Genomic DNA, 21,529 nt, shown 5'->3' with positions numbered 1-21,529 from the left:
GGGGTTTTCTGCCTCCAATAAGCAAGGGGTTCTCGAGAGACTACTTACTTCACTCCAAAAACCTCTCTAAACATCGGAATGAGCAAATTCGCGCCCCTAAGACTAAGATGGTCATCATCAAAATAGATAGGTAACCCGTCACGATCTCCTTGACACCTTCCTGAGTGGCAAAGATAAGGAATCGGATCAAGTATTTTCACACCGCACCGTGCCGCTGCCAGGTCTTGTGTTTCAAAAATATATTCCTGGCGCCTCCTGTAATCATCCAGCGAGATCGACACACGCCCATCCATTCCGAGTAATACACCTCTAGCCATGGACTTAGGAACATTTATCGCCAGCTCCGGAATAGGGCGAACCATATAAACAGGCCTATCCTTCGCAAACTCACATGCTGTGCTGACGGCTCCCTCGCGCATCTCATTCAAGAACGCCTCACTTCGATTTTCATACTTTTTCGTTAAATAGTTCAAAGGTGCCTGATACTTGACCTTCAAGTCAGGCTCATTATATCCAATCGTATAAACCGATAAACGATTAATAATAATAAGTGGAACCGATGAAGGCAGCGTATGACTTTTCTCAAGAAATCTTCTTACGCTTTCACCACACCGATAGGTGTTATCGCTGACATGTTTGATATCCAATATGGTAGGGCATGCCGCATAAGTCCAGTCCAGAACATGAAGAGCGCTATCAGGCAAGGAATTTTCCACTGCTCGAATAAGCGCACCCGCATGGCTATCACCAATAACTATGGCGCCCAATTTACTCCCCCCATAAGTGCATTCAGGGTGTTTGCCAGCACCATAAATATGGCACTCGACCTGCCGAGGATTCACATCCTTGGCTTCTGCATAGTCATTGATCGCCTTTTCGGGCAACCTATGAGCATAGAGCGAGTCCACTTTTGTCACAGAAAAACCAATCAAAGAAACACCCAGGAATACCGCCAGCAGTTTGACACTACAGAAAACCCTGGATGGTCCGCTCAAGAACCTGCGACCAGGCCCTTCGATAAATTTAAACGAGAGCCATCCAAGAACAATCGAGATAGCAATCCCAGAAGAGACAAGCCAAAATTCCCCCTTGCCCTGGATATACAACAACCCCACGACAAGCAGCCAATGCCAAAGATAAATAGAATAAGAACTATTACCCAGCCACTGCGCAACTCTACTACCACTCCATATTGATTTTTTCTGTGCAGACGCCAATACCAGCAGCGTACCGAACACTGGCAACAATGCATTGAAGCCTGGCCATCGGGAGCTTTCATCGAGCATAAAAATGGAAAAGACTATCAACCCATAGCCCAGGACCTCAAGCCACCCCCTGACCCTCGCCCCCCAATTTAAATTGTGCGAAACAAGAAATAAAGTCCCCCCCAAAAGCATTTCCCAGGCTCGTGATGGCAGCATATAAAAAGCATACATCGGCTTTGTATTTGACAGCACGACAGAAATAGAAAAAGAGACGACTGCTGCTGTTAAAAAAATCACAGCCAGAACATTTCTATTTGACGAAACACGCCACAACAGCAATATCGCCAAAGGCAGCAACATATAAAACTGCCACTCAACAGAGAGCGACCACGTGTGCAAAAGAAAATTCTCTTTTGCCGCATCATCAAAATAACTAAACTCTTTATTAAACTGCCAATTTGAAAAAAAACCTACTGCGGCGATCATCCCCTTCCCCAAGGTGACATATTCCGCAGGAAACAATAATACCCACCCTAGCAGCGCCAGAAAAATACAGAGAACAGCCAGGGCTGGTACAATTCTCCTGGCCCTGGACAAATAAAAATCAGAAAGTGTAAACGCAGTCCCGAACCACCCTTCACCTTTCGTATCCAACCCTCTAACAATTATTCCGACCATGAGAAAGCCAGAGATAACAAAAAAAACATCTACCCCAACAAAACCACCAGAAAACCCATAAACACCAAAGTGGTATAAAACCACAGACATAACGGCCCATGCTCTAAGTCCGTTAATATCGGGCCTGAAATCATCTCCCCGCCCTAGCTGCGTCGTTAATCGCTCTCGAGAGGTTTCGAGCTGTTCAATACGCCCCATCTGTCACTACCCTTAATTCTTGTTCACCGCTCGACAACTACGAATCAATACAACCTGTGAATCTCTCACAGGCGCTTCAGATTCTACCTTGTAACAACCGCAGAACGGGGGCGCTCATCATTTGAGTAGCCCAGTATCCGATCCGGTCCAGCCATATACCAGATTGGCCAAAAGTCGACCAGCAGATGATATGCCTTGCCTTGAGCTTTTCTAAAACACCAAAAACAAAAAAGCCCCGTAAACGTTAATCTACGGGGCTTTTCAATGTAATGGCGGAGAGATAGGGATTCGAACCCTAGGTACCGGTGAAGGTACAACGGATTTCGAATCCGTCCCATTCGGCCACTCTGGCATCTCTCCAACGGCGCGCATGATAACAGCATCGGCGCGTAAGGCGAAGCCCTTTACGCTAATTTTTTTCGTGCTATCAAGCGCTTGCGTAACTTTTGCCTTAAAGCGGGACGCCCAGGCGGTTTGCGACTTCTTCGTAGGCTTCGATGACGTCACCCAGGCCCTGGCGGAAGCGGTCCTTGTCCATCTTCTTGCGAGTGTCTTTATCCCACAGGCGGCAGCCGTCAGGGCTGAATTCGTCGCCCAGGACGATCTCGCCGTGGAATACGCCGAACTCGAGCTTGAAGTCGACCAGCAGCAGGCCTGCGTCGTCGAACAGCTTGCTGAGGACTTCGTTGACCTTGAGCGACAGCTCTTTCATGCGGACCAGTTGCTCGGCAGTACCCCAGCCGAATGCCACAACGTGGGATTCGTTGATGAACGGGTCGCCCTTGGCGTCGTCCTTGAGGAACAGCTCGAAAGTGTACGGGTCGAGTTTGGTGCCTTCTTCAATGCCCAGGCGCTTGACCAGGCTGCCAGCGGCGTAGTTACGCACGACGCATTCGACCGGGATCATGTCCAGCTTCTTGACCAGGCACTCGTTGTCGCCCAGCAGCTTGTCGAATTGAGTCGGAACGCCCGCCTCTTCCAGCTTCTGCATGATGAAGGCGTTGAACTTGTTGTTCACCATGCCCTTACGGTCAAGTTGTTCGATGCGCTTGCCGTCGAACGCCGAGGTGTCGTTACGGAACAGCAGGATCAAGCGGTCAGCGTCGTCGGTCTTGTAAACCGACTTGGCTTTGCCGCGGTAGAGTTCTTCACGTTTTTCCATGATGGGCTCCGCTTGCTAAGTAGTTGGGCTAGGCGATATGTCGCCAGTCGAGCCCTGAATCTTGATCGGCCAGCTCCAGCCAGTCCGGGTCACACCCCAGAGTGTCGGCAAAACATTGCCGGGCCAGATACGGCAGGTTGTTCTTGCTGCTGAGATGGGCCAGCACCAGATGCTGCAAATCCCTCCACCCCAGTTCGCTCACCAGGTTTGCAGCCTGATGATTGTTCAGATGTCCCGTTTCGCCTCCCACCCGCTGCTTGAGAAAGACCGGGTAACGGCCTCGGGCAAGCATGTCGCGGCAGTGGTTGGCTTCAATCATCAAGGCATCCAGGCCATGATAGCTTTGCAGCACTTTCGGGCAGTAAGACCCAAGGTCGGTCAGCAGGCCAAAGCGTCGGCGCCCGTCATTGAAGACGAACTGGGTAGGCTCCAGCGCATCGTGAGAGACAGACACCACATCGATGCCCAGCGACCCCACCTGCAGCTTTTGACCACCCTCCACCACCCCGGCGGCTTCGACCGGCTTGCGCATCCCGCGCAAGGTCCCGCGACTGAGATAGACCGGCACATTGTACTGCCGAGACAGCAAACCCACGCCATGCACATGATCTGCATGTTCGTGGGTCACCAGAATGGCACTCAACTGTCTGGCGCTGACTCCCAGTCGCGCCAGACGCCGTTCGGTTTCCCGCAGGGAGAAACCGCAATCGACCAACACGTACGTATCGTTGCTTGCGACCAGCGTGCCGTTGCCACGGCTGCCGCTGCCCAGTACAGCGAAACGCACTTAACCCAGGTTGTCTTGAATGACACTCAAGACCCTGCGAGCGACGTCGGCCGGCGCAACGGTATTGATGTTTTTCTCGACAGTAACCTGCACGCTGTCACCCACCTTGCTCAGGCGGACCTGATAGCGCTCGGCACGGGCTTCGATTTCTTCCTTGCTGGACTTGCTGCCAAACAGGCGACCGAAGAAACCAGGCTCGTTCGCAGGCGTATTCGCCTTTTCTGCCAGGTTGATGTAGTACAGGCCGAGGCTGCGGTTGATGTCTTCAACGCGCCATTCGCCCTGATCCAGAGCACGACCGACACTCGACCATGCGCGATCCAGATCGGCACCCACGCTCAGGACCGGGTTACCGCTGCCATCTTCACTCAGCGCTACACGGCTCGGCGTATCGTAGTCACGTGCGGCCACGAGGGATACGGAACCACCCTTCTCGGCGTTACGGCTCATGCTGGCCAGCAGATCGTCGGTCAGTGCGGCATCGAGACCGATATTGGTGGTGCGGGGCGGGAAACCGACATCGGCAGTGCTGCCAGCCGGACGCTCGACGCTGACCACATAGACTTCACTGGTATTGCGCTGCACACCCGGCTCGATACGAACCCGCACGCGGGTTTCGGAACCGGCCGATACACCACTGGCCGTCAGGCGCTTGGCAACCGACGCGGACAGCTCGTCCAGACGCTGCCAGGTGGTGCTGAATTCACCGGTCTGCGGACGCTCTTCAGCGATACGGAAACCGTTGTCTTCAAAGTACTGATGCGCCACCGGCCAGACTTCGGCAGGTGGACGCTGAGCCAGAACCCAGTGGTTATCGCCGCTCTTCTGCAAGCTGAAATCGCTTGATTCGGAAGCTACCGACAGAGGCAGCGGACGAGGCACCTTGTATTCGCCCTTCACGGTGCTGTCAGCCACATTACGAGGAATCGGCAGCAGAGGGTCCAGACGCTTGGCGCTGGAGATATCGGCAGGCACCTGCATCGGTGCTGTCTGGGATGCTTCCAGATAATCGCTACCGCGATCACGGAAGTAACCATCTTGCCCCCACAGCCAACCGCAACCACTGGTGCTGGAGATAATCAAGGCTAGTGCGGAAAGTCCGGCCAGTCGCTTCATTGCGTAATGCTTCCTCAATTAAACCAATACGCCGGACTGGCGCATGGCCTGACGCAGCGGTTCGTGACAGGCTTCGCTGAGCCAGGTGAGTGGCAGACGGATACCGTCCGGCATCAGACCCATTTCATGCAGAGCCCATTTCACGGGAATAGGGTTGGATTCGATAAACAGGGTGTTATTGACCGGCATGAGCTTTTCATGGATGGCCCGTGCCGTTTCGGCATCGCCACGCATCGCGGCAGCACACAGTTCGCTCATGGCGCGCGGAGCGATGTTGGCGGTCACGGAAATGTTGCCCTTGCCGCCCAGCAGCATCAGTTCAACGGCCGTGGCGTCATCGCCGGAGTACAGCAGGAAATCACTGCTGACGCCTGCAAGGATGTCCTTGGCGCGTTGCAGGTTACCCGTGGCTTCCTTGATGCCGATGATGTTCTGGACCTTCGACAGGCGCACGACAGTCTCGGGCAACATGTCACAAGCTGTACGCCCAGGCACGTTGTAGAGGATCTGCGGGATGTCGACTGCCTTGGCGATGTGGCTGAAATGCTGGAACAGGCCTTCTTGCGTAGGCTTGTTGTAGTAAGGCGTTACCAGCAGGCATGCATCGGCGCCTGCGGTCTTGGCGTTGGTCGTCAGTTCGACGGCTTCGCGCGTGGAGTTCGCACCAGTACCTGCAATGACAGGGATACGCCCTGCAACCTGGGTAACCACACGACGAATGACTTCGATGTGTTCGCTCACATCGAGTGTCGCCGACTCACCTGTAGTGCCGACGGCAACAATGGCGTTGGTGCCCTCTTGCAAGTGGAAGTCCACCAGTTTGCTCAGGCTGTCCCAGTCCAGACGACCTTGTGCATCCATAGGTGTGACCAGTGCCACCATACTGCCCGCAATCATGCAACCGCTCCTGCCGGAAAAAGAGAGCCGTAATGGTACTGGCGCCATCAGCCTTGTACAAGCGAAGTACCGCACTGTGAGCATTCCCCTGAGCGATGGTTTTCGCTACCCTTCGTCCTTTGATCGGTACTGGTCATCTGCGCACCACGTTCAATCGATCGTTTTTTGCCGCCAACCCCCTTGCGCCAGCGCGTTGCAGCCCTACCATGGCCATGCCATGCAGGCGTACGACGACGCAGCCCGGGTTGGTGTCTTGCAGTCACGATCGTCGAAACAGCCCGGCAGAGCCCAAAAAGTATCGACCGCTCATCGTTTAGGAATGCTGCATGTCGTCCACCCCCACAGTTCGCGAACAATTCCTTGTTATCAGTGCCCTTGGCGCAAACCCTATGGAGCTGACCAACGTCCTGTGCCGCGCCAGCCATGAAAACCGCTGCTCGGTCGTCAGCTCACGCCTGACCCGCCACGGTGAATGCAGCGCGCTGATCCTTCAGGTCTCTGGTAGCTGGGATGCCCTGGCCCGTCTTGAGACAGGCCTGCCGGGGCTGTCGAAAAAGCACGCCTTCACTATCAGTGTCGTGCGCAGCGCCACGCTTGAGAGCCGCCCGGAAGCCTTGCCGTACGTGGCTTACGTAAGCTCGGCCTATCGCCCGGACATCATCAATGAACTGTGCCAGTTCTTCATCGACCACAACGTCGAGCTGGAAAACCTGATCTGCGATACCTACCAGGCACCGCAGACCGGCGGCACCATGCTCAACGCCACTTTCACGGTCACGCTGCCGGCAGGTACGCAGATCAGCTGGTTACGCGACCAGTTCCTGGACTTCGCCGACGCACTGAACCTCGATGCGCTGATCGAACCATGGCGCCCGCAAGCCCCCATGTAAGGAGTTCTCATGGCAGTTGCAGTAGATCAATCCGTTCCCGATTTCCAGGCGCCCGCCACCAGCGGGCAGGCTGTCAGCCTTTCCGGGCTAAAGGGCCAGCAGGTCGTCATTTATTTCTACCCCAAGGACAATACGCCGGGCTGCACCACCGAAGGTCAGAACTTCCGTGACAGCATTGCGCAGTTCCAGGCGGCCAATACCGTGGTCTTCGGCGTATCGCGCGACAGCCTCAAGGCCCACGAGAACTTCAAGGCCAAACAGGAGTTCCCGTTCGAGCTGATCTCGGACAAGGACGAAGCCCTGTGCCAGCTGTTCGACGTCATCAAGCTCAAGAAGCTGTATGGCAAGGAATATCTGGGCGTTGATCGCAGCACCTTCCTGATCGACAAGAACGGCGTACTGCGCAAGGAATGGCGTGGCGTGAAAGTCCCGGGCCACGTGGACGAAGTACTGGCAGAAGCTCAGGCCCTGAACAAGGCCTGATCATCCGGCCACCTTGCTGCGGCGCGCAATGCGCCACAGCAAGCGCTACAACATCGGCGCTACGCTCGGCTCATTGCGCGGCCAGGCGTCGAGAACGGCCTTGAACAGGGTCGCCAGCGGAATCGCGAAGAATATCCCCCAGAACCCCCACAGCCCGCCAAACAGCAGCACTGCGCAGATGATCGCCACCGGATGCAGATTGACGGCCTCCGAGAACAACAGCGGCACCAGCACGTTGCCATCCAGCGCCTGAATGATGCCGTGTACCATCATCAGATAGATGAACTGATCGCCCCAACCCCACTGAAACAGGCCAATCAGTGCCACCGGCACCGTCACCACGACGGCCCCCACATAAGGCACTACAACCGACACGCCCACCAGCATCGCCAGCAGCGCGGCGTAATTGAGGCCCAGCGCCACGAACGCCACGTAGGTCACGCCGCCGCAGATAAATATCTCGATGACCTTGCCGCGAATGTAGTTGGCGATCTGGCGGTTCATTTCCTCGGCAACCCGAGTCAGCAATGCCCGCTCACGAGGCAGGTAGCCGCGCACCCAACGACCGATCATCTGTCGGTCCTTGAGGAAAAAGAACACCAGGATAGGCACCAGAACCAGATAGATCATGAGATTGACCAGCAAAGGCAGGCTGGACAGGGAGAACGTCAGCGCCAGTTGGCCGATCTTGCCGATTTCGCCACGAGCCGCTTCGATGGCTTGCAGCACTTGCACGTCCGAAACCAGATGCGGGTAACGCTCCGGCAGCAACAGCAGGAGTGACTGCCATTTGGCGAGCATGCCCGGCAGCTCGTTGAACAAGGTGATCAACTGATGCCAGAGCAGCGGGACCAGCACCAGCAGGAAAACCAGCAACACCCCCATGAACAGGGTAAATACCAGACCGACCGCCCCCACTTCCGGCATGCGCAGGCGCTCCAGGAAGTTGACCACGCCCTGCATCAGGAAGGCCAGAACCAACCCGGCAAGCACAGGAGCCAGCATGCCTCCCAGAGTCAGGACGATGGTGAACGCCAGAAACAACAAGACCGCCAGTACAACCGCCTCCTCATCGGAGAAATAAAGCTGCACCCAATTGCGAAGCACCTTGAACATCAAACATCCTTTTTAGGAGAAAAACGGGCAATGATTTACGCCTTGCGCAACCAATAGCTGTAGATGCCTTCATTGGCCTCTTCATGCAGCAACACATGCCCTGCCAGTTTGGCAAAGGTTCTGAAGTCACGCTGCGATCCCGCATCGGTCGCCGTCACTTTCAATACCGCACCACTGGGCAGGCGATTGAGTTCCATCTTGGCTTTGAGCAACGGCAACGGGCAATTGAGGCCACAGGCATCGAGTTCGGCATCACACACCTCAGGCCGCGTTACAGCGTCAGACATCGTTTCTCTCCAGGCGGACACATTGAGTTAAAAAGTATTCGGAAAAATACAGGCGGACATTTCAGACAAGACGCTAAGAATACCTCACTCTGGTCAGCACGCCATTGAGCCAGCTACAGTAAGGGTTCTCCAGCTCAGAGCCTCGTGCATGAATTTTTTGCGTCCTACACTGCTCACGCTTGCCTGCCTGCTCGCCACACCGAGCATGGCTGATGACTTACCGTCCCTGGGCGACGCCAGCTCTTCCATCGTTTCGCCCGAACAGGAACACCAGTTGGGCCGTGCCTGGCTGGGCATGTTGCGCGCCCAGGTGGGCCAACTGTCCGACCCGCAGCTCAAGGATTTCGTCGAAACCTCGGTCTATCGTCTCGCAGAAACCAGCCAGGTCCAGGACCGGCGCCTTGAGTTCATCCTCATCAACAGCCCACAACTGAACGCCTTCGCCGCTCCCGGCGGGATCATCGGGGTCAACGGCGGGCTGTTTCTCAACGCCCAGACCGAAGGCGAATACGCCTCGGTCATGGCCCACGAACTGGCTCACCTGTCACAGCGCCACTTCGCCCGTGGCGTCGAAGCCCAGCAGCGCATGCAGGTCCCCGTAATGGCGGCCATGCTGGCTGGTATCGTCATGGCCGCAGCAGGCGCCGGTGACGCGGGCATCGCAGCCATTGCCGGCTCCCAGGCCGCTGCAATCCAGGAGCAGCGCCGCTTCTCGCGCCAGAACGAGCAGGAAGCAGACCGTATCGGCATCCTGAACCTGGAAAAAGCCGGTTATGACCCTCGCAACATGCCGACCATGTTCGAGCGTCTCATGCGCCAGTATCGGTTCGATGCCAGGCCACCGGAGTTCCTGCTGACTCACCCGGTCAGCGAATCGCGGATCGCCGACACCCGCAACCGCGCCGAACAGGCCAAGGCCGGCGGCAAGGAAGACAGCCTTCTCTATCAACTGATGCGTGCACGGGTCGCGCTGATCTATGAAGAAACCCCTGGCATATCCGCCAAGCGCTTCCGCGCCCAACTGGTTGAAAACCCCAACTCCGACTCGGCACGCTACGGGCTGGCAATCGCGCAGATCAAGGCCGGACAACTCAATGAAGCCCGTGAAGAGCTCAAGCCGCTACTGGCCAAAGCCCCCAACGACATCACTTACAACCTGACGCAGATCGATCTGGACATTACCAATAACCGCCTGGCAGATGCCCAGCAGCGGGTTGACCGGATGCTCACGCTGTATCCGAACAACTATCCCCTGAACGATGTGCGAATCGACGTACTGCTCAAGCAGAACCGTACCGCAGAAGCTGAAAAGGCACTGGAGTCACTGCTCAAGACCCGATCCGACGATCCGGACATCTGGTACGTAGTGGCAGAAACCCGCGGCCTGAATGGCAACACCATTGGCCTGCATCAGGCCCGTGCCGAATATTTCGCCCTGGTCGGCGACTTTCGACAGGCGATTCAGCAACTGGAGTTCGCCAAACGCCGCGCCAGCAACAACTTCCAGCTGGCCTCACGCATCGATGCCCGGCAAAAGGACCTGATCGAGCAGGAACGAATGGTCAAGGACATGATGAACTGATCGTTCACCGCAACATGAAAAATCCCGGCTCGATGGCCGGGATTTTCATTTCAGAAACACCTGTCAGGCATTGCCAGCCTGTTTCATGCGTGCCGCCTGGGTGAAGTCCAGCATGCGCTGCAAAGGACGCACAGCATGGGGGATCAGTGCAGGATCGACGAAAATCTCGTTGCCGCCCTCTCGCAGGCACTGCAAGGTGCGCTCAAGGGTGTTCATCGCCATCCACGGGCAATGAGCGCAACTGCGGCACGCGGCACCATTACCGGCAGTTGGCGCTTCAATGAAGATCTTGTACGGGCACAACTGCTGCATCTTGTAGAAGATGCCTCGGTCGGTGGCCACGATAAAGGTCTTGTTGGGCATGCGCTGGGCGGCGGCAATCATCTGGCTGGTGGAACCCACGGCATCGGCCAGGGCAATGACTTCCTCAGGCGACTCGGGATGGACCAGCACGGCGGCTTCCGGATACAGCGCCTTCATGTCTTGCAGCTGCTTGGACTTGAACTCTTCGTGAACGATGCAGGCACCGTCCCACAGCAACATGTCGGCACCGGTTTCACGCTGGATATAACGCCCCAGATGCTTGTCCGGCGCCCAGATGATTTTCTCGCCGTTATCCATCAGGCTTTCAACGATCTCCAGGGCACAGCCGGAAGTCACCACCCAGTCGGCACGGGCTTTGACCGCCGCCGAAGTATTGGCGTAAACCACCACGGTGCGGTCGGGATGCTGATCGCAGAAAGCGGAAAACTCGTCGACAGGACAGCCGACATCCAGAGAACAGGTGGCTTCAAGCGTCGGCATGAATACCCGTTTTTCCGGATTGAGGATCTTGGCGGTTTCGCCCATGAAACGAACGCCAGCCACCAGCACGGTACTGGCTGAGTGGTTATTGCTGAAACGGGCCATTTCCAGAGAGTCGGCCACACAGCCACCGGTTTCTTCAGCCAGGGCCTGAATGACCGGGTCGCAGTAATAATGGGCAACCAGCACCGCATCCCGAGCCTTGAGTTCGGCAGCGATCTCGGCGCGGTAATGGGCTTGTTCTTCAATACTCAACGCTTTGGGCTGCTTGGCATCAAGGTGAGCCTGTACCAGAAAGCGTTCGGAAATCTGCGTCATTTTTAGCTGGACCTGAATGCACTTGAGCGCGAGCGGCAAGTTTACACTGGAAAGGCAGGTAAGAAAAAAGCCGAAATAGCTGATTTTCAGGAGTGGCCCAACTTTTCAGGTATCACTCTTCAAGACTGTAAAGCACACGCAACGCAAGCCAGACGCACATCGAGCCCGACTGCAAGAGACTGATTTCCCATTGGTTTGGCTGACCTTCCAAGTAACGAGAATCATTAACATCAATAAATCAATTCATATGCCTCTGACAACTTGGCGAGACAACTTCAAACAAGGCGCATTTATGAGCGCTCATTAAATGAAAGCCATAAAAAAACGCCAGTCGAAACCGGCGTTTTTTCATTTACATGCCAACTTACTGCGGCTTGCGACGCCCAAAACCAGGACGCTGACCGGAACCGGCCGGTGGACCACGGCGCTTGCCCGATGGAGCATCATCGTCGACCAGCTTGATGCCTGCGCGCTTTGGCGAAGGCTTGGCTGGACGCTTGCTAACGTCACCTGGACGCTCGGCAACCGGCGTACCACGGCTGTTATCGGCAGGACGCGGCGAACGCGAACCTGGTTTGCCCGAGTCCTTGCGTGGCGGACGCTGGGTGGAATCGCCACGAGGACGATCACGATCGCTGCCAGTGACCTGCGGCTGACGCGGTGCGCGCTCGCCGGTAGCCGGTGCGCCATTGGCCGGACGCAGGGTCCGCACACGCTCGCCCTTGCCCAATGGACGGGACGACTGGCGCTGCAAACGCTCCAGCTTGTCTTTGGTCTTGGCGTTCATCTGCGGCTGGGCCACAGGCGTAAGGCCGACTTCGGCAGCCAGGATATCGACTTCCTGCTGACTCATTTCACGCCAGCGGCCCATAGGCAGGTCGGAGTTGAGGAACACCGGCCCGTAACGAACGCGCTTGAGGCGGCTGACCACCAGCCCCTGGGATTCCCAGAGACGACGAACTTCACGGTTACGGCCTTCCATCACCACGCAGTGATACCAGTGGTTGAAGCCCTCACCGCCCGGCGCCTGCTGAATGTCAGTGAAACGTGCAGGACCGTCTTCAAGGATCACGCCGTTCTTGAGGCGCAACAGCATGTCGTCATCGACTTCACCACGGACACGCACGGCGTATTCGCGGTCCATCTCGAAAGACGGGTGCATCAGGCGGTTGGCCAGCTCACCGTCGGTGGTGAACATCAGCAGACCGGTGGTGTTGATGTCCAGGCGACCGATATTGATCCAGCGGCCTTCCTTCGGGCGCGGCAGGCGGTCGAACACCGTTGGACGGCCTTCCGGGTCGTCACGGGTGCAGATCTCGCCGTCCGGCTTGTTGTACATGATGACGCGGCGTACCGTTTCGGCCGCCTCTTCGCGCTTGATGACGCGGCCGTCAACGGTAATGGCGTCATGCAGGTCTACGCGCTGACCAAGGGTGGCGTCACGGCCATTGACCTTGATGCGGCCCTGGCTGATCCAGGCCTCGACGTCACGGCGCGAACCGACGCCAATACGTGCCAGAACCTTCTGCAGTTTTTCACCTGCGGGTCCGATTTCCTGGCTGTCCTGCGTGTCTTTTTCACTCATCTGGGCACCTCCCGGTGTGTCGAATCAGGGATTGCCGAGGACCGGCAAGACCTGCTGCCGTGCGCGCTGTGGATAGCCGCAAGGCGAAATACTTTGAGCCTGGGCGAAGAGGATTCGCCAAAGGGTCGCGAATCATACGCTCATGCAGCCGGTTGCGCATCCAAGGCTAGTCGAAAATCTGCCGGTCACTTCTTCTTTTTACGACCGGTGGTCTTCAGCTTCGCCAGACGCATGGCCGATTCGGCAAGCACGGTGCGCTTGTCGTCCTTGTCGAGTTTCTTCCAGGCCTTGATCTCCCGCTTGCTGCGACCGCATCCCAGGCAGATGTCGTCGTCAAACTTGCAGAGGCTGATACAGGGGTTCTTGGTACTACTCATAGGGTCTTTTCGCGAATGAATTCAACCGTCAAACGTCGTCTTCAGGCTCTTTATCGGGTTGTTCGACCAACAGATCATCGAAGTCGGTCTTCAGACCCTGCTCCATGGAGTCGAGTTCAAGCAACAGGCTGCGGAAGCTGGTTTCATCCCGTGGCGCTTCAGGCTCATCCTCATCGACATCCAGGCTGGCATCGGCCAGGGCCTGCAAATGCGCCGGGACCGGCGCATCGTCGAACTCAAGCACAGGCTCGGTCTCCATCTCGCGCAAATCGGCCAGCGGTGGCAGCTCTTCAAGACTCTTGAGGTTGAAGTGATCGAGAAAGCCCTTGGTGGTCGCAAACATGGCGGGTTTGCCGGGCACGTCGCGATAACCCACGATTCTGATCCACTCGCGCTCCAGCAGCGTCTTGACGATATGGCTGTTGACCGCCACGCCACGCACATCCTCGATCTCGCCACGGGTAATCGGCTGACGATAGGCAATCAGCGCCAGGGTTTCCAGCATGGCGCGGGAATAACGCTGCGGGCGCTCTTCCCACAAACGCCCGACCCAGGGTGAAAAACGCTCGCGAATCTGCAAGCGATAGCCTGAAGCAACCTCCTTGAGCTCGAAAGCCCGCCCGTCACAGGACTTGCTCAGCACCTGCAAAGCCTTCTTGAAGACCGAGGGCTCTGGGCGCTCGCCTTCCTCGAACAGCTCGTACAAGCGCTCCAGCGTCTGCGGCTTTCCAGAGGCCAGCAGAAATGCTTCAAGCAACGGGGCCAGTTCGCGGGGTTCATTGAGGTTCATGATTCAGTTCTTGCTCTACTCGGCTCGCGCCCGGACATGGATCGCCGCAAAGGGCTCGTTTTGGACCAGCTCGACCAAGGATTCCTTGACCAGTTCAAGCACAGCCATGAAGGTCACGACCACGCCAAGGCGCCCTTCTTCTGCAGTGAACAACTCGGCAAAAGGCACAAAACCGCCGCCCTTGAGCCTCTCCAGCACATCACTCATGCGCTCGCGGGTCGACAATGCCTCGCGGCTGACCTGATGGCTTTCAAACATGTCGCCCCGATGCAGCACCTCGGCCATGGACATCAGGACCTCTTCCAGACTCACGTCCGGCAACAGCTTGCGCGCCCTCGCTTCGGGCGCATCGAGTTTGGGCACTATCACATCGCGCCCGACCCGCAACAAGCCATCGATCCCTTCAGCAGCAGCCTTGAAACGCTCGTACTCCTGGAGGCGACGGATAAGCTCGGCACGCGGGTCCTCTTCATCCTCTTCCACTTCTGCCGAACGCGGCAGCAGCATCCGAGATTTGATCTCGGCCAGCATCGCGGCCATCACCAGATATTCCGCGGCCAGTTCCAGGCGCACGGTTTTCATCAGCTCGACATACCCCATGTACTGACGGGTGATTTCCGCTACCGGGATGTCGAGGATATCGATGTTCTGTTTGCGAATCAGGTACAGCAGCAGGTCGAGCGGGCCTTCAAACGCCTCAAGAAAGACTTCCAGAGCATCAGGCGGGATATAAAGGTCCAGCGGCATTTGCGTGACCGCCTGCCCGTAGACCAGAGCGAACGGCAGCTCCTGCTGGGCATCGGCCTGGCTGTCTACCGTTTCCAGGTTCGTCATTACGCTTCTTCACCGAACGGCGTGGGATCACCACAACCGACACGCACGATCTGTGGCTCGCCGTCAGCCAGGCTGATGACCGTGGAAGCCGAAATGCCGCCCATGCCGCCATCGATGATCAGGTCCACCTGATGCTCCAGAATCTGGCGCATCTCATAAGGATCGCTCAGCGGCACGCTGTCACCGGGCATGATCAGGCTGACGCTCATCAACGGCTCGCCCAGTTGCTCCAGCAACGCTTGAGCAATCGGATGGCTGGGCACGCGCAGACCAATGGTACGGCGCTTGGGGTGCAGGATCAGGCGTGGCACTTCACGGGTTGCATTCAGAATAAAGGTGTAAGGCCCTGGCGTATGAGCCTTGAGCGCCCGAAAGGCACCGGTATCGACCTTGGCGAACAGGCCCAGTTGCGACAGGTCGCAGCACATCAGGGTGAAATTGTGCTTGTCGTCCAGTTGGCGCAGACGGCGGATACGCTCGATGGCGCTCTTGTCGCCGATCTGGCAGCCCAGCGCATAGGACGAATCGGTCGGGTACACCACCAGCCCGCCGGCCTTGATGATTTCCGCGGCCTGTTTGATCAGACGCGGTTGCGGGTTCTCCGGGTGGACCTGGAAAAATTGACTCACGGTAACTTCCTGTTCAGACGGAGGCTGGAGGCTGTTCATGTTTGAATCTGCACCACAGTGGCGGCAGATCCTCGGGCAATGGCCGGTATATACCGATCTCGGACCAGGCACCTGGGCCGTGAAAGTCGCTGCCGGCCGTAACCAGCAAGCCGAACTCACGGGCCAGTATTGCCAGGGTCCCGACCTGATCGGCCGGTTGCATGCCATTCACCACTTCAATGGCGTGGCCACCAGCCTGGATGAAATCGGCGACCAGTTTACGCCGTTTACTGCGCGTGAAGTCATAATGCGATGGATGCGCAAGGCTGACCCAGGCACCTGAAGCCCGCAAAGTGGCGACTGTTTCTTCCAGAGTCGGCCAATGCTGCTTCACATCACCCAGCTTGCCCGCCCCCAGCCACTTGCGAAACGCTTCAGAGCGGTCCTTGACGAAGCCGGCACGTACCAGAAAGTCCGCAAAGTGCGGACGGGCCGGTGCATTACCGCTGTCTCCCAGCTCCTGCTGGATCGCCCGGGCACCTTCCAGCGCTCCAGGCATACCTTTTATCGCCAATTTGCGACTGATTTCTTCGGCCCGCAGCCAGCGGCCTTCGTGCAAACGGCTGATTGCATCGACCAGCGCCTGGGCATTCACATCGAATCCGTAGCCCAGAACATGAATGGTCGCGCCGCCCCAGGTGCAGGACAATTCAACCCCGTTGACCAGCTGCATCCCCAGCGAATGCGCAGCCGCACGGGCTTCTTCAAGGCCTTCGACCGTGTCATGGTCGGTCAGGGAAAGGACGCGCACGCCGTTTTCATAGGCACGGGCAACCACAGCCGCTGGCGCAAGAGAGCCATCCGAAGCGGTGCTGTGGCAGTGCAGGTCAACATTCATATTGGGGTGCTTTCGCTGTCTTTGATGTTTGTTATTATGCCGTCACATCCTGCTTCTGGCTGCCATTGTGAAACAATTCCTAGACTTCATCCCGCTGCTCCTGTTTTTCATCGTCTACAAGACCGAACCTCGCGCCGTCGACATCCTGGGCAACAGTTACATGCTAGGCGGGATTTTCAGTGCAACCGCGATGCTGATCGTAAGCTCCGTGGTCGTATACGGAATCCTTTACATCAAGCAGCGCAAACTGGAAAAAAGCCAGTGGCTGACCCTGATCGCCTGCCTGGTCTTCGGTAGCCTGACCCTGGCCTTTCACAGCGAAACCTTCCTCAAATGGAAAGCGCCGGTGGTCAACTGGCTGTTTGCCCTGGCATTCGCCGGCAGCCATTTCATCGGTGATCGTCCACTGATCCAGCGTGTCATGGGCCATGCCCTGAACCTGCCCGCTGCCGTCTGGGTCAAGCTCAACGTTGCCTGGATCCTGTTCTTTGTCTTCTGCGGTGCGGCCAACCTGTATGTGGCCTTTACCTATCAGGACTTCTGGGTCGACTTCAAAGTCTTCGGCAGCCTGGCAATGACCCTGATCTTCCTGGTCGCTCAAGGCATTTACCTGAGCCGTCACCTGAGTGACGCGGCACCTTCTTCCACCACCAAAACCGAGGACTGACATGCTCTACGCCATCATTGCTACAGATGTTGCCGACTCGCTGGAAAAACGCCTGAGCGTACGTCCTGCTCATCTTGAGCGCCTCAACGCCCTCAAGGACGCAGGCCGTCTGGTGCTGGCCGGTCCACATCCAGCGGTAGACAGCAACGATCCGGGTCCGGCCGGTTTCAGCGGCAGCCTGATCGTCGCCGAGTTCGAGTCCCTGAGCGCCGCCGAAACCTGGGCCAAGGCTGATCCGTTCGTTGCAGCTGGCGTCTATGGCAATGTTGTGGTCAAGCCGTTCAAGCAAGTCCTGCCTTAAATCGGCTATTGCGAGTAGGAGCGAATTCATTCGCGAAAAGCACCGTCTCGCGAATGAATTCGCTCCTACGCATACCTCCCCTTTGCTCATCATTCCCGCCTTCCTGCCGACAACCTCATCGATATTTCTAATAGAAACGGCTCTATCAAGGGAGTTCAGATGCGTTCAGGTGCGTTGTATCTGTTGATGATGGTGTTGGCGGTAAACGTTGAAGTTCAGGCCGAAGAAACCAGTGCCTCCGGCACAGTGCAGGCATTGCATTTGCCCAGCCCTGCCAGCCAGATTGCCGAGCTTCAGCAACGACTCAAGGAAAGCGAGCGTCTGCGTGAGGAACAGCTCAAGCAGGCGCAGAATGCCGATATAGAGCGTGAAAGCGCGCAGTTGGCACGTTTGCGTCAAGAGAACCAAAGGCTCAAGCTGCAACTCAAAGAAGCACAATCCGTCGCCTCCTCACGAGTCCTGACCGAACAGCAACAATGGTTCGTTGCAGGCGGTGGCGTTGCGGTGACTGCCCTTGTGTGCGGTATATTTGTCGGCGGCCGACGTAAGCAACGTCAGCAATGGCTAAATTGAGTGAGTCATGAGCGAGCTGTTACTAATTGATGATGATCAGGAGCTATGTGAGCTTCTGAGCAGTTGGCTGAACCAGGAAGGTTTTCAGGTACGCGCCTGTCACGACGGCCACAGCGCGCGTCGGGCACTGGCTGAAACCGCTCCGTCTGCCGTTGTGCTGGATGTGATGCTGCCCGATGGCAGCGGCCTAGAATTGCTCAAGCAACTGCGCACTGACCACCCCGACCTTCCGGTTGTGATGCTCTCGGCCCGTGGCGAACCTCTGGACCGTATCCTTGGCCTTGAGCTGGGCGCCGACGATTATCTGGCCAAGCCCTGCGACCCTCGGGAGTTGACGGCCAGGCTGCGTGCAGTACTGCGCCGCAGTCACCCGGTTGCCACACCCAGCCAGCTTGAACTGGGCGACCTGTGTTTCAGCCCGGTACGTGGCGTTGTCAGCATCGATGAAAAAGAACTGACCCTGACCATTTCCGAAAGCCGCCTGCTCGAAGCGCTGCTGCGTCAGCCGGGCGAACCTCTGGACAAGCAGGAACTGGCCCAACTGGCACTGGGGCGCAAACTGACACTCTATGATCGCAGCCTGGACATGCACGTCAGCAACCTGCGCAAGAAGATCGGCCCACACCCCGATGGCCGGCCACGTATCGTGGCACTGCGCAGCCGCGGTTATTTCTACAGCCTGTAAACAAAGCCTCGGCGCTTGGTAAATCCTGGTGCCGGTTCGCTTTACACAAGCTTTACCCTGGGCTGACCGCCCTTGACCTTGATCTCCCTAAACTGGGCTCCAACGGCATCGAGCCGCACCAGAGACAAGGAGATACACCATGCGCAAGACCCTGATCGCTTTGATGTTCGCAGCAGCCCTGCCTACCGTCGCCATGGCCGTTCCACCACCTGGCGGCCCGGACCTTGATGCTCCAGGCCTGCATCAGGATCGTGATCATCGCGGCCCTGGCCCAGAGCTGAAACGTGGCCCTGGCCCTTTCGCTGACCTGGACCTGACTCGCGAACAACGCCGCGATATCGGAAAATTGCTGGGCGAGCAGATGCACAGCCGCCGTGACGTCACTGAACGCTATCTGGCCAAGCTGTCCCCCGCAGACCAGAAAGCCATGAAAGAAGAACTGGACGCGAAAAAGGCCAAGACCGATAGCGATATCCGCGCCCTGCTCAAGCCTGATCAACAGAAGCAATTCGACGAGATTCGGAAAAAGCAGGAAGAACGCCGCGCTGAATGGGCTGAATTCAAAGCCTGGAAAGCAGAAAAGGCAAAAAAGGCGCAATAATTGCCCTGATTGTGAGCCTGCTCACTTAGCTAAAACCCGGCATGCCAACGCATGTCGGGTTTCTCCATTGAGGTCATCCTGTGCGTTCATTGTTCTGGCGAATCCTGGCCAGCTTCTGGTTAGCCATAGCCCTGGTTGCAGGCCTGTCGATTCTGCTTGGGCATATGCTCAATCAGGATGCCTGGATCCTCAGCCGTCATCCGGTCCTGAACGATCTTCCGAAAAAATGGGTGCAGGTTTATGAAGAACAAGGTGCAGCCACGGCCCAGGATTATCTGCAGAGCATAAAACGTCGTTACCGGATCGATGTACAGGTGCTCAATGACAACGGCGAATCCGTGGTACTCGGGACCTTTCCCCCGCGAGCGGCGGCTTTTGAAGCCCGTCAGCAGGACGATGCGCGCCAATTGCCATGGCGACGCCTGACCACCGAATACACCAGCGACAGCACCGGCATCACCTACCTGCTGATCTTCCGCATCCCGCATCCCGAAATCGAAGAATGGCATCGCCAAAGCCTGATGTGGCCGCTGAGTGCCTTGGGTATCGCGCTGGTGGTGCTGACCCTGTTCAGCCTGTTGGTGACACTCTCCATCACCCGGCCACTGAGTCGACTGCGCGGTGCCGTGCATGACCTGGGACAAACCAGCTATCAGCAACACAGCCTGGCGCAACTGGCCAACCGCCGCGACGAGTTCGGTGTACTGGCGACTGACTTCAACCGCATGGGCGCACGCCTGCAAAGCCTGATCGGCAGCCAGCGCCAGTTACTCCGTGACGTGTCCCATGAACTTCGCTCGCCCCTCGCACGACTTCGTATTGCCCTGGCGCTGGCCGAGCGCGCAGAGCCGGCAGAACGAGAAAAGCTCTGGCCACGCCTGGGCCGTGAATGCGATCGCCTGGAAGCCTTGATCAGTGAAATTCTTGCTCTGGCTCGCCTGGATGCCGACTTTGGCAGCCCGGAACCCGTGGATCTGAGCACGATGTTGCAACGCCTGAAAAACGACACGCAACTGGACAACGCCCAACAGAGCATCAAGGTTCAGGTCGAGGACAACCTGCAACTGCAAGGCTGGCCGGACATGCTCGAACGTGCCGTGGACAACCTGCTGCGTAACGCCTTGCGCTTCAATCCGCCAGGCCAGCCCATCGACGTGCAGGCTGTGCGCACGGATAACCATATAAAGCTGAGCGTGCGCGATCACGGCCCCGGCGCCGCAGAGGAGCACCTGTCACAACTGGGTGAACCGTTCTACCGCGCGCCCGGCCAGACGGCTCCTGGCCATGGCCTGGGATTGGCCATTGCCAGGCGGGCGGCGGAGCGTCATGGTGGCAGCCTGACGCTGGGCAATCATCCGGAGGGCGGCTTCATTGCCACACTGGAAATACCGCTAGAGCCCGTCAACCCGCAGACAAACTGATCGATCCCGGTCGCTCATCAGAGCGACCTGCAATCAACCCTGCCATTCGCTGACAAAACCCGCCACGTCCACTTTCGCAGCTTCACGGGGCGGGTTCTGCGGCGTGCCCAGATACAGGAAGGCAATGACTTCCTCGTCATCGGCCAGCCCGAAGCCCTTGGCGACATGGGGTGAGTACGACAGATCACCGGTACGCCATACCGCTCCGACGCCCTGGGCATAAGCGGCCAGCAGCACGGCATGCGCGGCACAGCCGGCAGTGATCAGTTGTTCCTTGCGCGGCACCTTGAAATGATCCTGCAAGCGCGCAACCACCACGACGACCAACGGAGCACGCAACGGCCCGAGACGCGCCTTGTCCAGTGCCTGAGGCGTAATTTCGCCACCGCCCTCCTGCAGCGCCTCGACCAGCAGTTCGCCCATGCGCTCACGGGCCGAACCTTCGACAGTAATGAAACGATAAGGCCGCAACTGGCCATGATCGGGTGAGCGCAAGGCTGCACCAAACAGGATTTCCCGCTGTGCAGCATCCGGGGCGGGATCGACCAATCGCGGGACCGAAACACGATTGAGCAAAACGTCGAGAGCCTCCATGGGCGACCTCCTTGAGAATTGATCGGGCATTCTAGAGTGTGTTCAGAGTCAATAACGAGCACGTCGAGCAAT

24 protein-coding genes and 1 tRNA gene are annotated in these 21,529 nt (G+C 57.4%); 9 read left to right on the top strand and 16 right to left on the bottom strand.

What is annotated here, in order from left to right; genetic code table 11:
* Window positions 1-44: 44 nt before the first annotated feature.
* The 6 genes from ACODS3_RS10530 to dapA all read right to left on the bottom strand — a co-directional run bounded on the left by ACODS3_RS10530 (window position 45) and on the right by dapA (window position 6,043).
* A complete protein-coding gene (locus tag ACODS3_RS10530) occupies window positions 45-2,081 on the bottom strand; it encodes an acyltransferase family protein (protein ID WP_489034147.1) in 2,037 nt (678 codons plus the stop codon).
* Between the two features lie 270 nt (window positions 2,082-2,351).
* Window positions 2,352-2,441, bottom strand: a tRNA-Ser gene (locus tag ACODS3_RS10525).
* 91 nt (window positions 2,442-2,532) lie between these two features.
* On the bottom strand, window positions 2,533-3,243 hold the full coding sequence (purC, locus tag ACODS3_RS10520; RefSeq protein WP_122320392.1) for a phosphoribosylaminoimidazolesuccinocarboxamide synthase: 711 nt from the start codon (window positions 3,241-3,243) through the stop codon (window positions 2,533-2,535).
* Window positions 3,244-3,271: 28 nt separating this feature from the next.
* A complete protein-coding gene (locus ACODS3_RS10515; protein ID WP_122320391.1) occupies window positions 3,272-4,030 on the bottom strand; it encodes an MBL fold metallo-hydrolase in 759 nt (252 codons plus the stop codon).
* Window positions 4,031-5,146, bottom strand: a complete 1,116-nt coding sequence (bamC, locus tag ACODS3_RS10510; RefSeq protein WP_304574455.1) for an NlpB/DapX family lipoprotein — start codon at window positions 5,144-5,146, stop codon at window positions 4,031-4,033. It lies immediately after the preceding gene.
* Window positions 5,147-5,164: 18 nt separating this feature from the next.
* A complete protein-coding gene (gene dapA, locus ACODS3_RS10505) occupies window positions 5,165-6,043 on the bottom strand; it encodes a 4-hydroxy-tetrahydrodipicolinate synthase (protein WP_095067464.1) in 879 nt (292 codons plus the stop codon).
* Window positions 6,044-6,369: 326 nt separating this feature from the next.
* Between dapA and ACODS3_RS10500 the strand changes: the two genes are divergently transcribed.
* Window positions 6,370-6,933 carry a glycine cleavage system transcriptional repressor gene (locus ACODS3_RS10500; protein ID WP_200999852.1) on the top strand — a complete coding sequence of 188 codons (564 nt, stop codon included), beginning with the start codon at window positions 6,370-6,372 and terminating at the stop codon, window positions 6,931-6,933.
* 9 nt (window positions 6,934-6,942) lie between these two features.
* On the top strand, window positions 6,943-7,416 hold the full coding sequence (locus ACODS3_RS10495) for a peroxiredoxin (RefSeq protein ID WP_200999853.1): 474 nt from the start codon (window positions 6,943-6,945) through the stop codon (window positions 7,414-7,416).
* Window positions 7,417-7,461: 45 nt separating this feature from the next.
* Here ACODS3_RS10495 and ACODS3_RS10490 read toward each other — a convergent pair whose 3' ends face one another.
* Complete coding sequence (locus tag ACODS3_RS10490) at window positions 7,462-8,532, bottom strand: AI-2E family transporter (RefSeq protein WP_200999854.1); 1,071 nt, start codon at window positions 8,530-8,532, stop codon at window positions 7,462-7,464.
* Window positions 8,533-8,567: 35 nt separating this feature from the next.
* Window positions 8,568-8,819, bottom strand: a complete 252-nt coding sequence (locus ACODS3_RS10485) for a sulfurtransferase TusA family protein (protein ID WP_200999855.1) — start codon at window positions 8,817-8,819, stop codon at window positions 8,568-8,570.
* Between the two features lie 148 nt (window positions 8,820-8,967).
* Here ACODS3_RS10485 and ACODS3_RS10480 point away from each other — a divergent pair, with 148 nt between their 5' ends.
* Window positions 8,968-10,401, top strand: coding sequence for a M48 family metalloprotease (locus ACODS3_RS10480; protein ID WP_200999856.1), 1,434 nt, complete (start codon window positions 8,968-8,970; stop codon window positions 10,399-10,401).
* 63 nt (window positions 10,402-10,464) lie between these two features.
* Here ACODS3_RS10480 and nadA read toward each other — a convergent pair whose 3' ends face one another.
* The 7 genes from nadA to ACODS3_RS10445 form a co-directional block, all read right to left on the bottom strand.
* Window positions 10,465-11,523 (bottom strand): quinolinate synthase NadA, encoded by a 1,059-nt coding sequence (gene nadA / locus ACODS3_RS10475; RefSeq protein WP_489034142.1) that lies wholly within the window; start codon window positions 11,521-11,523, stop codon window positions 10,465-10,467.
* 364 nt (window positions 11,524-11,887) lie between these two features.
* Entirely contained in the window at window positions 11,888-13,108 is a 1,221-nt protein-coding gene (rluB, locus tag ACODS3_RS10470) for a 23S rRNA pseudouridine(2605) synthase RluB (protein WP_489034140.1), read from the bottom strand.
* Between the two features lie 185 nt (window positions 13,109-13,293).
* Window positions 13,294-13,485: a DUF1289 domain-containing protein gene (locus ACODS3_RS10465; protein ID WP_200999859.1), complete on the bottom strand. Its 192-nt coding sequence runs from the start codon at window positions 13,483-13,485 to the stop codon at window positions 13,294-13,296.
* A 28-nt stretch (window positions 13,486-13,513) separates the two neighbouring features.
* On the bottom strand, window positions 13,514-14,275 hold the full coding sequence (gene scpB / locus ACODS3_RS10460) for an SMC-Scp complex subunit ScpB (protein ID WP_201019344.1): 762 nt from the start codon (window positions 14,273-14,275) through the stop codon (window positions 13,514-13,516).
* 15 nt (window positions 14,276-14,290) lie between these two features.
* A complete protein-coding gene (locus ACODS3_RS10455) occupies window positions 14,291-15,109 on the bottom strand; it encodes a segregation and condensation protein A (protein ID WP_025261214.1) in 819 nt (272 codons plus the stop codon).
* Window positions 15,109-15,738 carry an L-threonylcarbamoyladenylate synthase gene (locus ACODS3_RS10450; RefSeq protein ID WP_200999861.1) on the bottom strand — a complete coding sequence of 210 codons (630 nt, stop codon included), beginning with the start codon at window positions 15,736-15,738 and terminating at the stop codon, window positions 15,109-15,111. The genes ACODS3_RS10455 and ACODS3_RS10450 overlap by 1 nt, the downstream gene beginning before the upstream one ends.
* 13 nt (window positions 15,739-15,751) lie before the next feature.
* The gene (locus ACODS3_RS10445) at window positions 15,752-16,615 is read right to left on the bottom strand and encodes a PHP domain-containing protein (protein ID WP_304574451.1); all 864 of its coding nucleotides are present in this window, start codon (window positions 16,613-16,615) and stop codon (window positions 15,752-15,754) included.
* A 67-nt stretch (window positions 16,616-16,682) separates the two neighbouring features.
* Here ACODS3_RS10445 and ACODS3_RS10440 point away from each other — a divergent pair, with 67 nt between their 5' ends.
* From ACODS3_RS10440 to ACODS3_RS10415, 6 genes are all read left to right on the top strand, one after another.
* Window positions 16,683-17,282, top strand: a complete 600-nt coding sequence (locus tag ACODS3_RS10440) for a septation protein A (protein WP_201019346.1) — start codon at window positions 16,683-16,685, stop codon at window positions 17,280-17,282.
* A 1-nt stretch (window position 17,283) separates the two neighbouring features.
* Window positions 17,284-17,583 carry a YciI family protein gene (locus tag ACODS3_RS10435; protein WP_117164088.1) on the top strand — a complete coding sequence of 100 codons (300 nt, stop codon included), beginning with the start codon at window positions 17,284-17,286 and terminating at the stop codon, window positions 17,581-17,583.
* A gap of 159 nt (window positions 17,584-17,742) precedes the next feature.
* Complete coding sequence (locus ACODS3_RS10430; protein WP_201019347.1) at window positions 17,743-18,156, top strand: SH3 domain-containing protein; 414 nt, start codon at window positions 17,743-17,745, stop codon at window positions 18,154-18,156.
* 7 nt (window positions 18,157-18,163) lie between these two features.
* Window positions 18,164-18,841 carry a response regulator transcription factor gene (locus ACODS3_RS10425; RefSeq protein ID WP_200999866.1) on the top strand — a complete coding sequence of 226 codons (678 nt, stop codon included), beginning with the start codon at window positions 18,164-18,166 and terminating at the stop codon, window positions 18,839-18,841.
* Window positions 18,842-18,980: 139 nt separating this feature from the next.
* Complete coding sequence (locus tag ACODS3_RS10420; protein ID WP_201019348.1) at window positions 18,981-19,442, top strand: Spy/CpxP family protein refolding chaperone; 462 nt, start codon at window positions 18,981-18,983, stop codon at window positions 19,440-19,442.
* Window positions 19,443-19,522: 80 nt separating this feature from the next.
* Complete coding sequence (locus ACODS3_RS10415; protein WP_489034134.1) at window positions 19,523-20,863, top strand: sensor histidine kinase; 1,341 nt, start codon at window positions 19,523-19,525, stop codon at window positions 20,861-20,863.
* Window positions 20,864-20,896: 33 nt separating this feature from the next.
* Here the strand turns inward: ACODS3_RS10415 and ACODS3_RS10410 are convergent, their stop codons facing one another.
* Entirely contained in the window at window positions 20,897-21,457 is a 561-nt protein-coding gene (locus tag ACODS3_RS10410) for a nitroreductase family protein (protein WP_304574448.1), read from the bottom strand.
* Window positions 21,458-21,529: the final 72 nt, after the last annotated feature.

The organism is Pseudomonas sp. FG43 (assembly GCF_057809175.1).
Note: the sequence above shows the minus strand (reverse complement) of the source record. Positions and strands in the feature narration are given on the sequence as shown.

Coding starts and splice junctions, on each gene's coding strand:
- ACODS3_RS10425 (WP_200999866.1), top strand. CDS start 18,164: ATGAGCGAGCTGTTACTAATTGATGATGATCAGGAGCTATGTGAGCTT.
- nadA (WP_489034142.1), bottom strand. CDS start 11,523: ATGACGCAGATTTCCGAACGCTTTCTGGTACAGGCTCACCTTGATGCC.
- ACODS3_RS10420 (WP_201019348.1), top strand. CDS start 18,981: ATGCGCAAGACCCTGATCGCTTTGATGTTCGCAGCAGCCCTGCCTACC.
- ACODS3_RS10465 (WP_200999859.1), bottom strand. CDS start 13,485: ATGAGTAGTACCAAGAACCCCTGTATCAGCCTCTGCAAGTTTGACGAC.
- purC (WP_122320392.1), bottom strand. CDS start 3,243: ATGGAAAAACGTGAAGAACTCTACCGCGGCAAAGCCAAGTCGGTTTAC.
- ACODS3_RS10485 (WP_200999855.1), bottom strand. CDS start 8,819: ATGTCTGACGCTGTAACGCGGCCTGAGGTGTGTGATGCCGAACTCGAT.
- rluB (WP_489034140.1), bottom strand. CDS start 13,108: ATGAGTGAAAAAGACACGCAGGACAGCCAGGAAATCGGACCCGCAGGT.
- ACODS3_RS10530 (WP_489034147.1), bottom strand. CDS start 2,081: ATGGGGCGTATTGAACAGCTCGAAACCTCTCGAGAGCGATTAACGACG.
- ACODS3_RS10490 (WP_200999854.1), bottom strand. CDS start 8,532: ATGTTCAAGGTGCTTCGCAATTGGGTGCAGCTTTATTTCTCCGATGAG.
- bamC (WP_304574455.1), bottom strand. CDS start 5,146: ATGAAGCGACTGGCCGGACTTTCCGCACTAGCCTTGATTATCTCCAGC.
- dapA (WP_095067464.1), bottom strand. CDS start 6,043: ATGATTGCGGGCAGTATGGTGGCACTGGTCACACCTATGGATGCACAA.
- ACODS3_RS10410 (WP_304574448.1), bottom strand. CDS start 21,457: ATGGAGGCTCTCGACGTTTTGCTCAATCGTGTTTCGGTCCCGCGATTG.
- ACODS3_RS10455 (WP_025261214.1), bottom strand. CDS start 15,109: ATGACGAACCTGGAAACGGTAGACAGCCAGGCCGATGCCCAGCAGGAG.
- ACODS3_RS10445 (WP_304574451.1), bottom strand. CDS start 16,615: ATGAATGTTGACCTGCACTGCCACAGCACCGCTTCGGATGGCTCTCTT.
- ACODS3_RS10495 (WP_200999853.1), top strand. CDS start 6,943: ATGGCAGTTGCAGTAGATCAATCCGTTCCCGATTTCCAGGCGCCCGCC.
- ACODS3_RS10480 (WP_200999856.1), top strand. CDS start 8,968: ATGAATTTTTTGCGTCCTACACTGCTCACGCTTGCCTGCCTGCTCGCC.
- ACODS3_RS10500 (WP_200999852.1), top strand. CDS start 6,370: ATGTCGTCCACCCCCACAGTTCGCGAACAATTCCTTGTTATCAGTGCC.
- ACODS3_RS10430 (WP_201019347.1), top strand. CDS start 17,743: ATGCGTTCAGGTGCGTTGTATCTGTTGATGATGGTGTTGGCGGTAAAC.
- scpB (WP_201019344.1), bottom strand. CDS start 14,275: ATGAACCTCAATGAACCCCGCGAACTGGCCCCGTTGCTTGAAGCATTT.
- ACODS3_RS10435 (WP_117164088.1), top strand. CDS start 17,284: ATGCTCTACGCCATCATTGCTACAGATGTTGCCGACTCGCTGGAAAAA.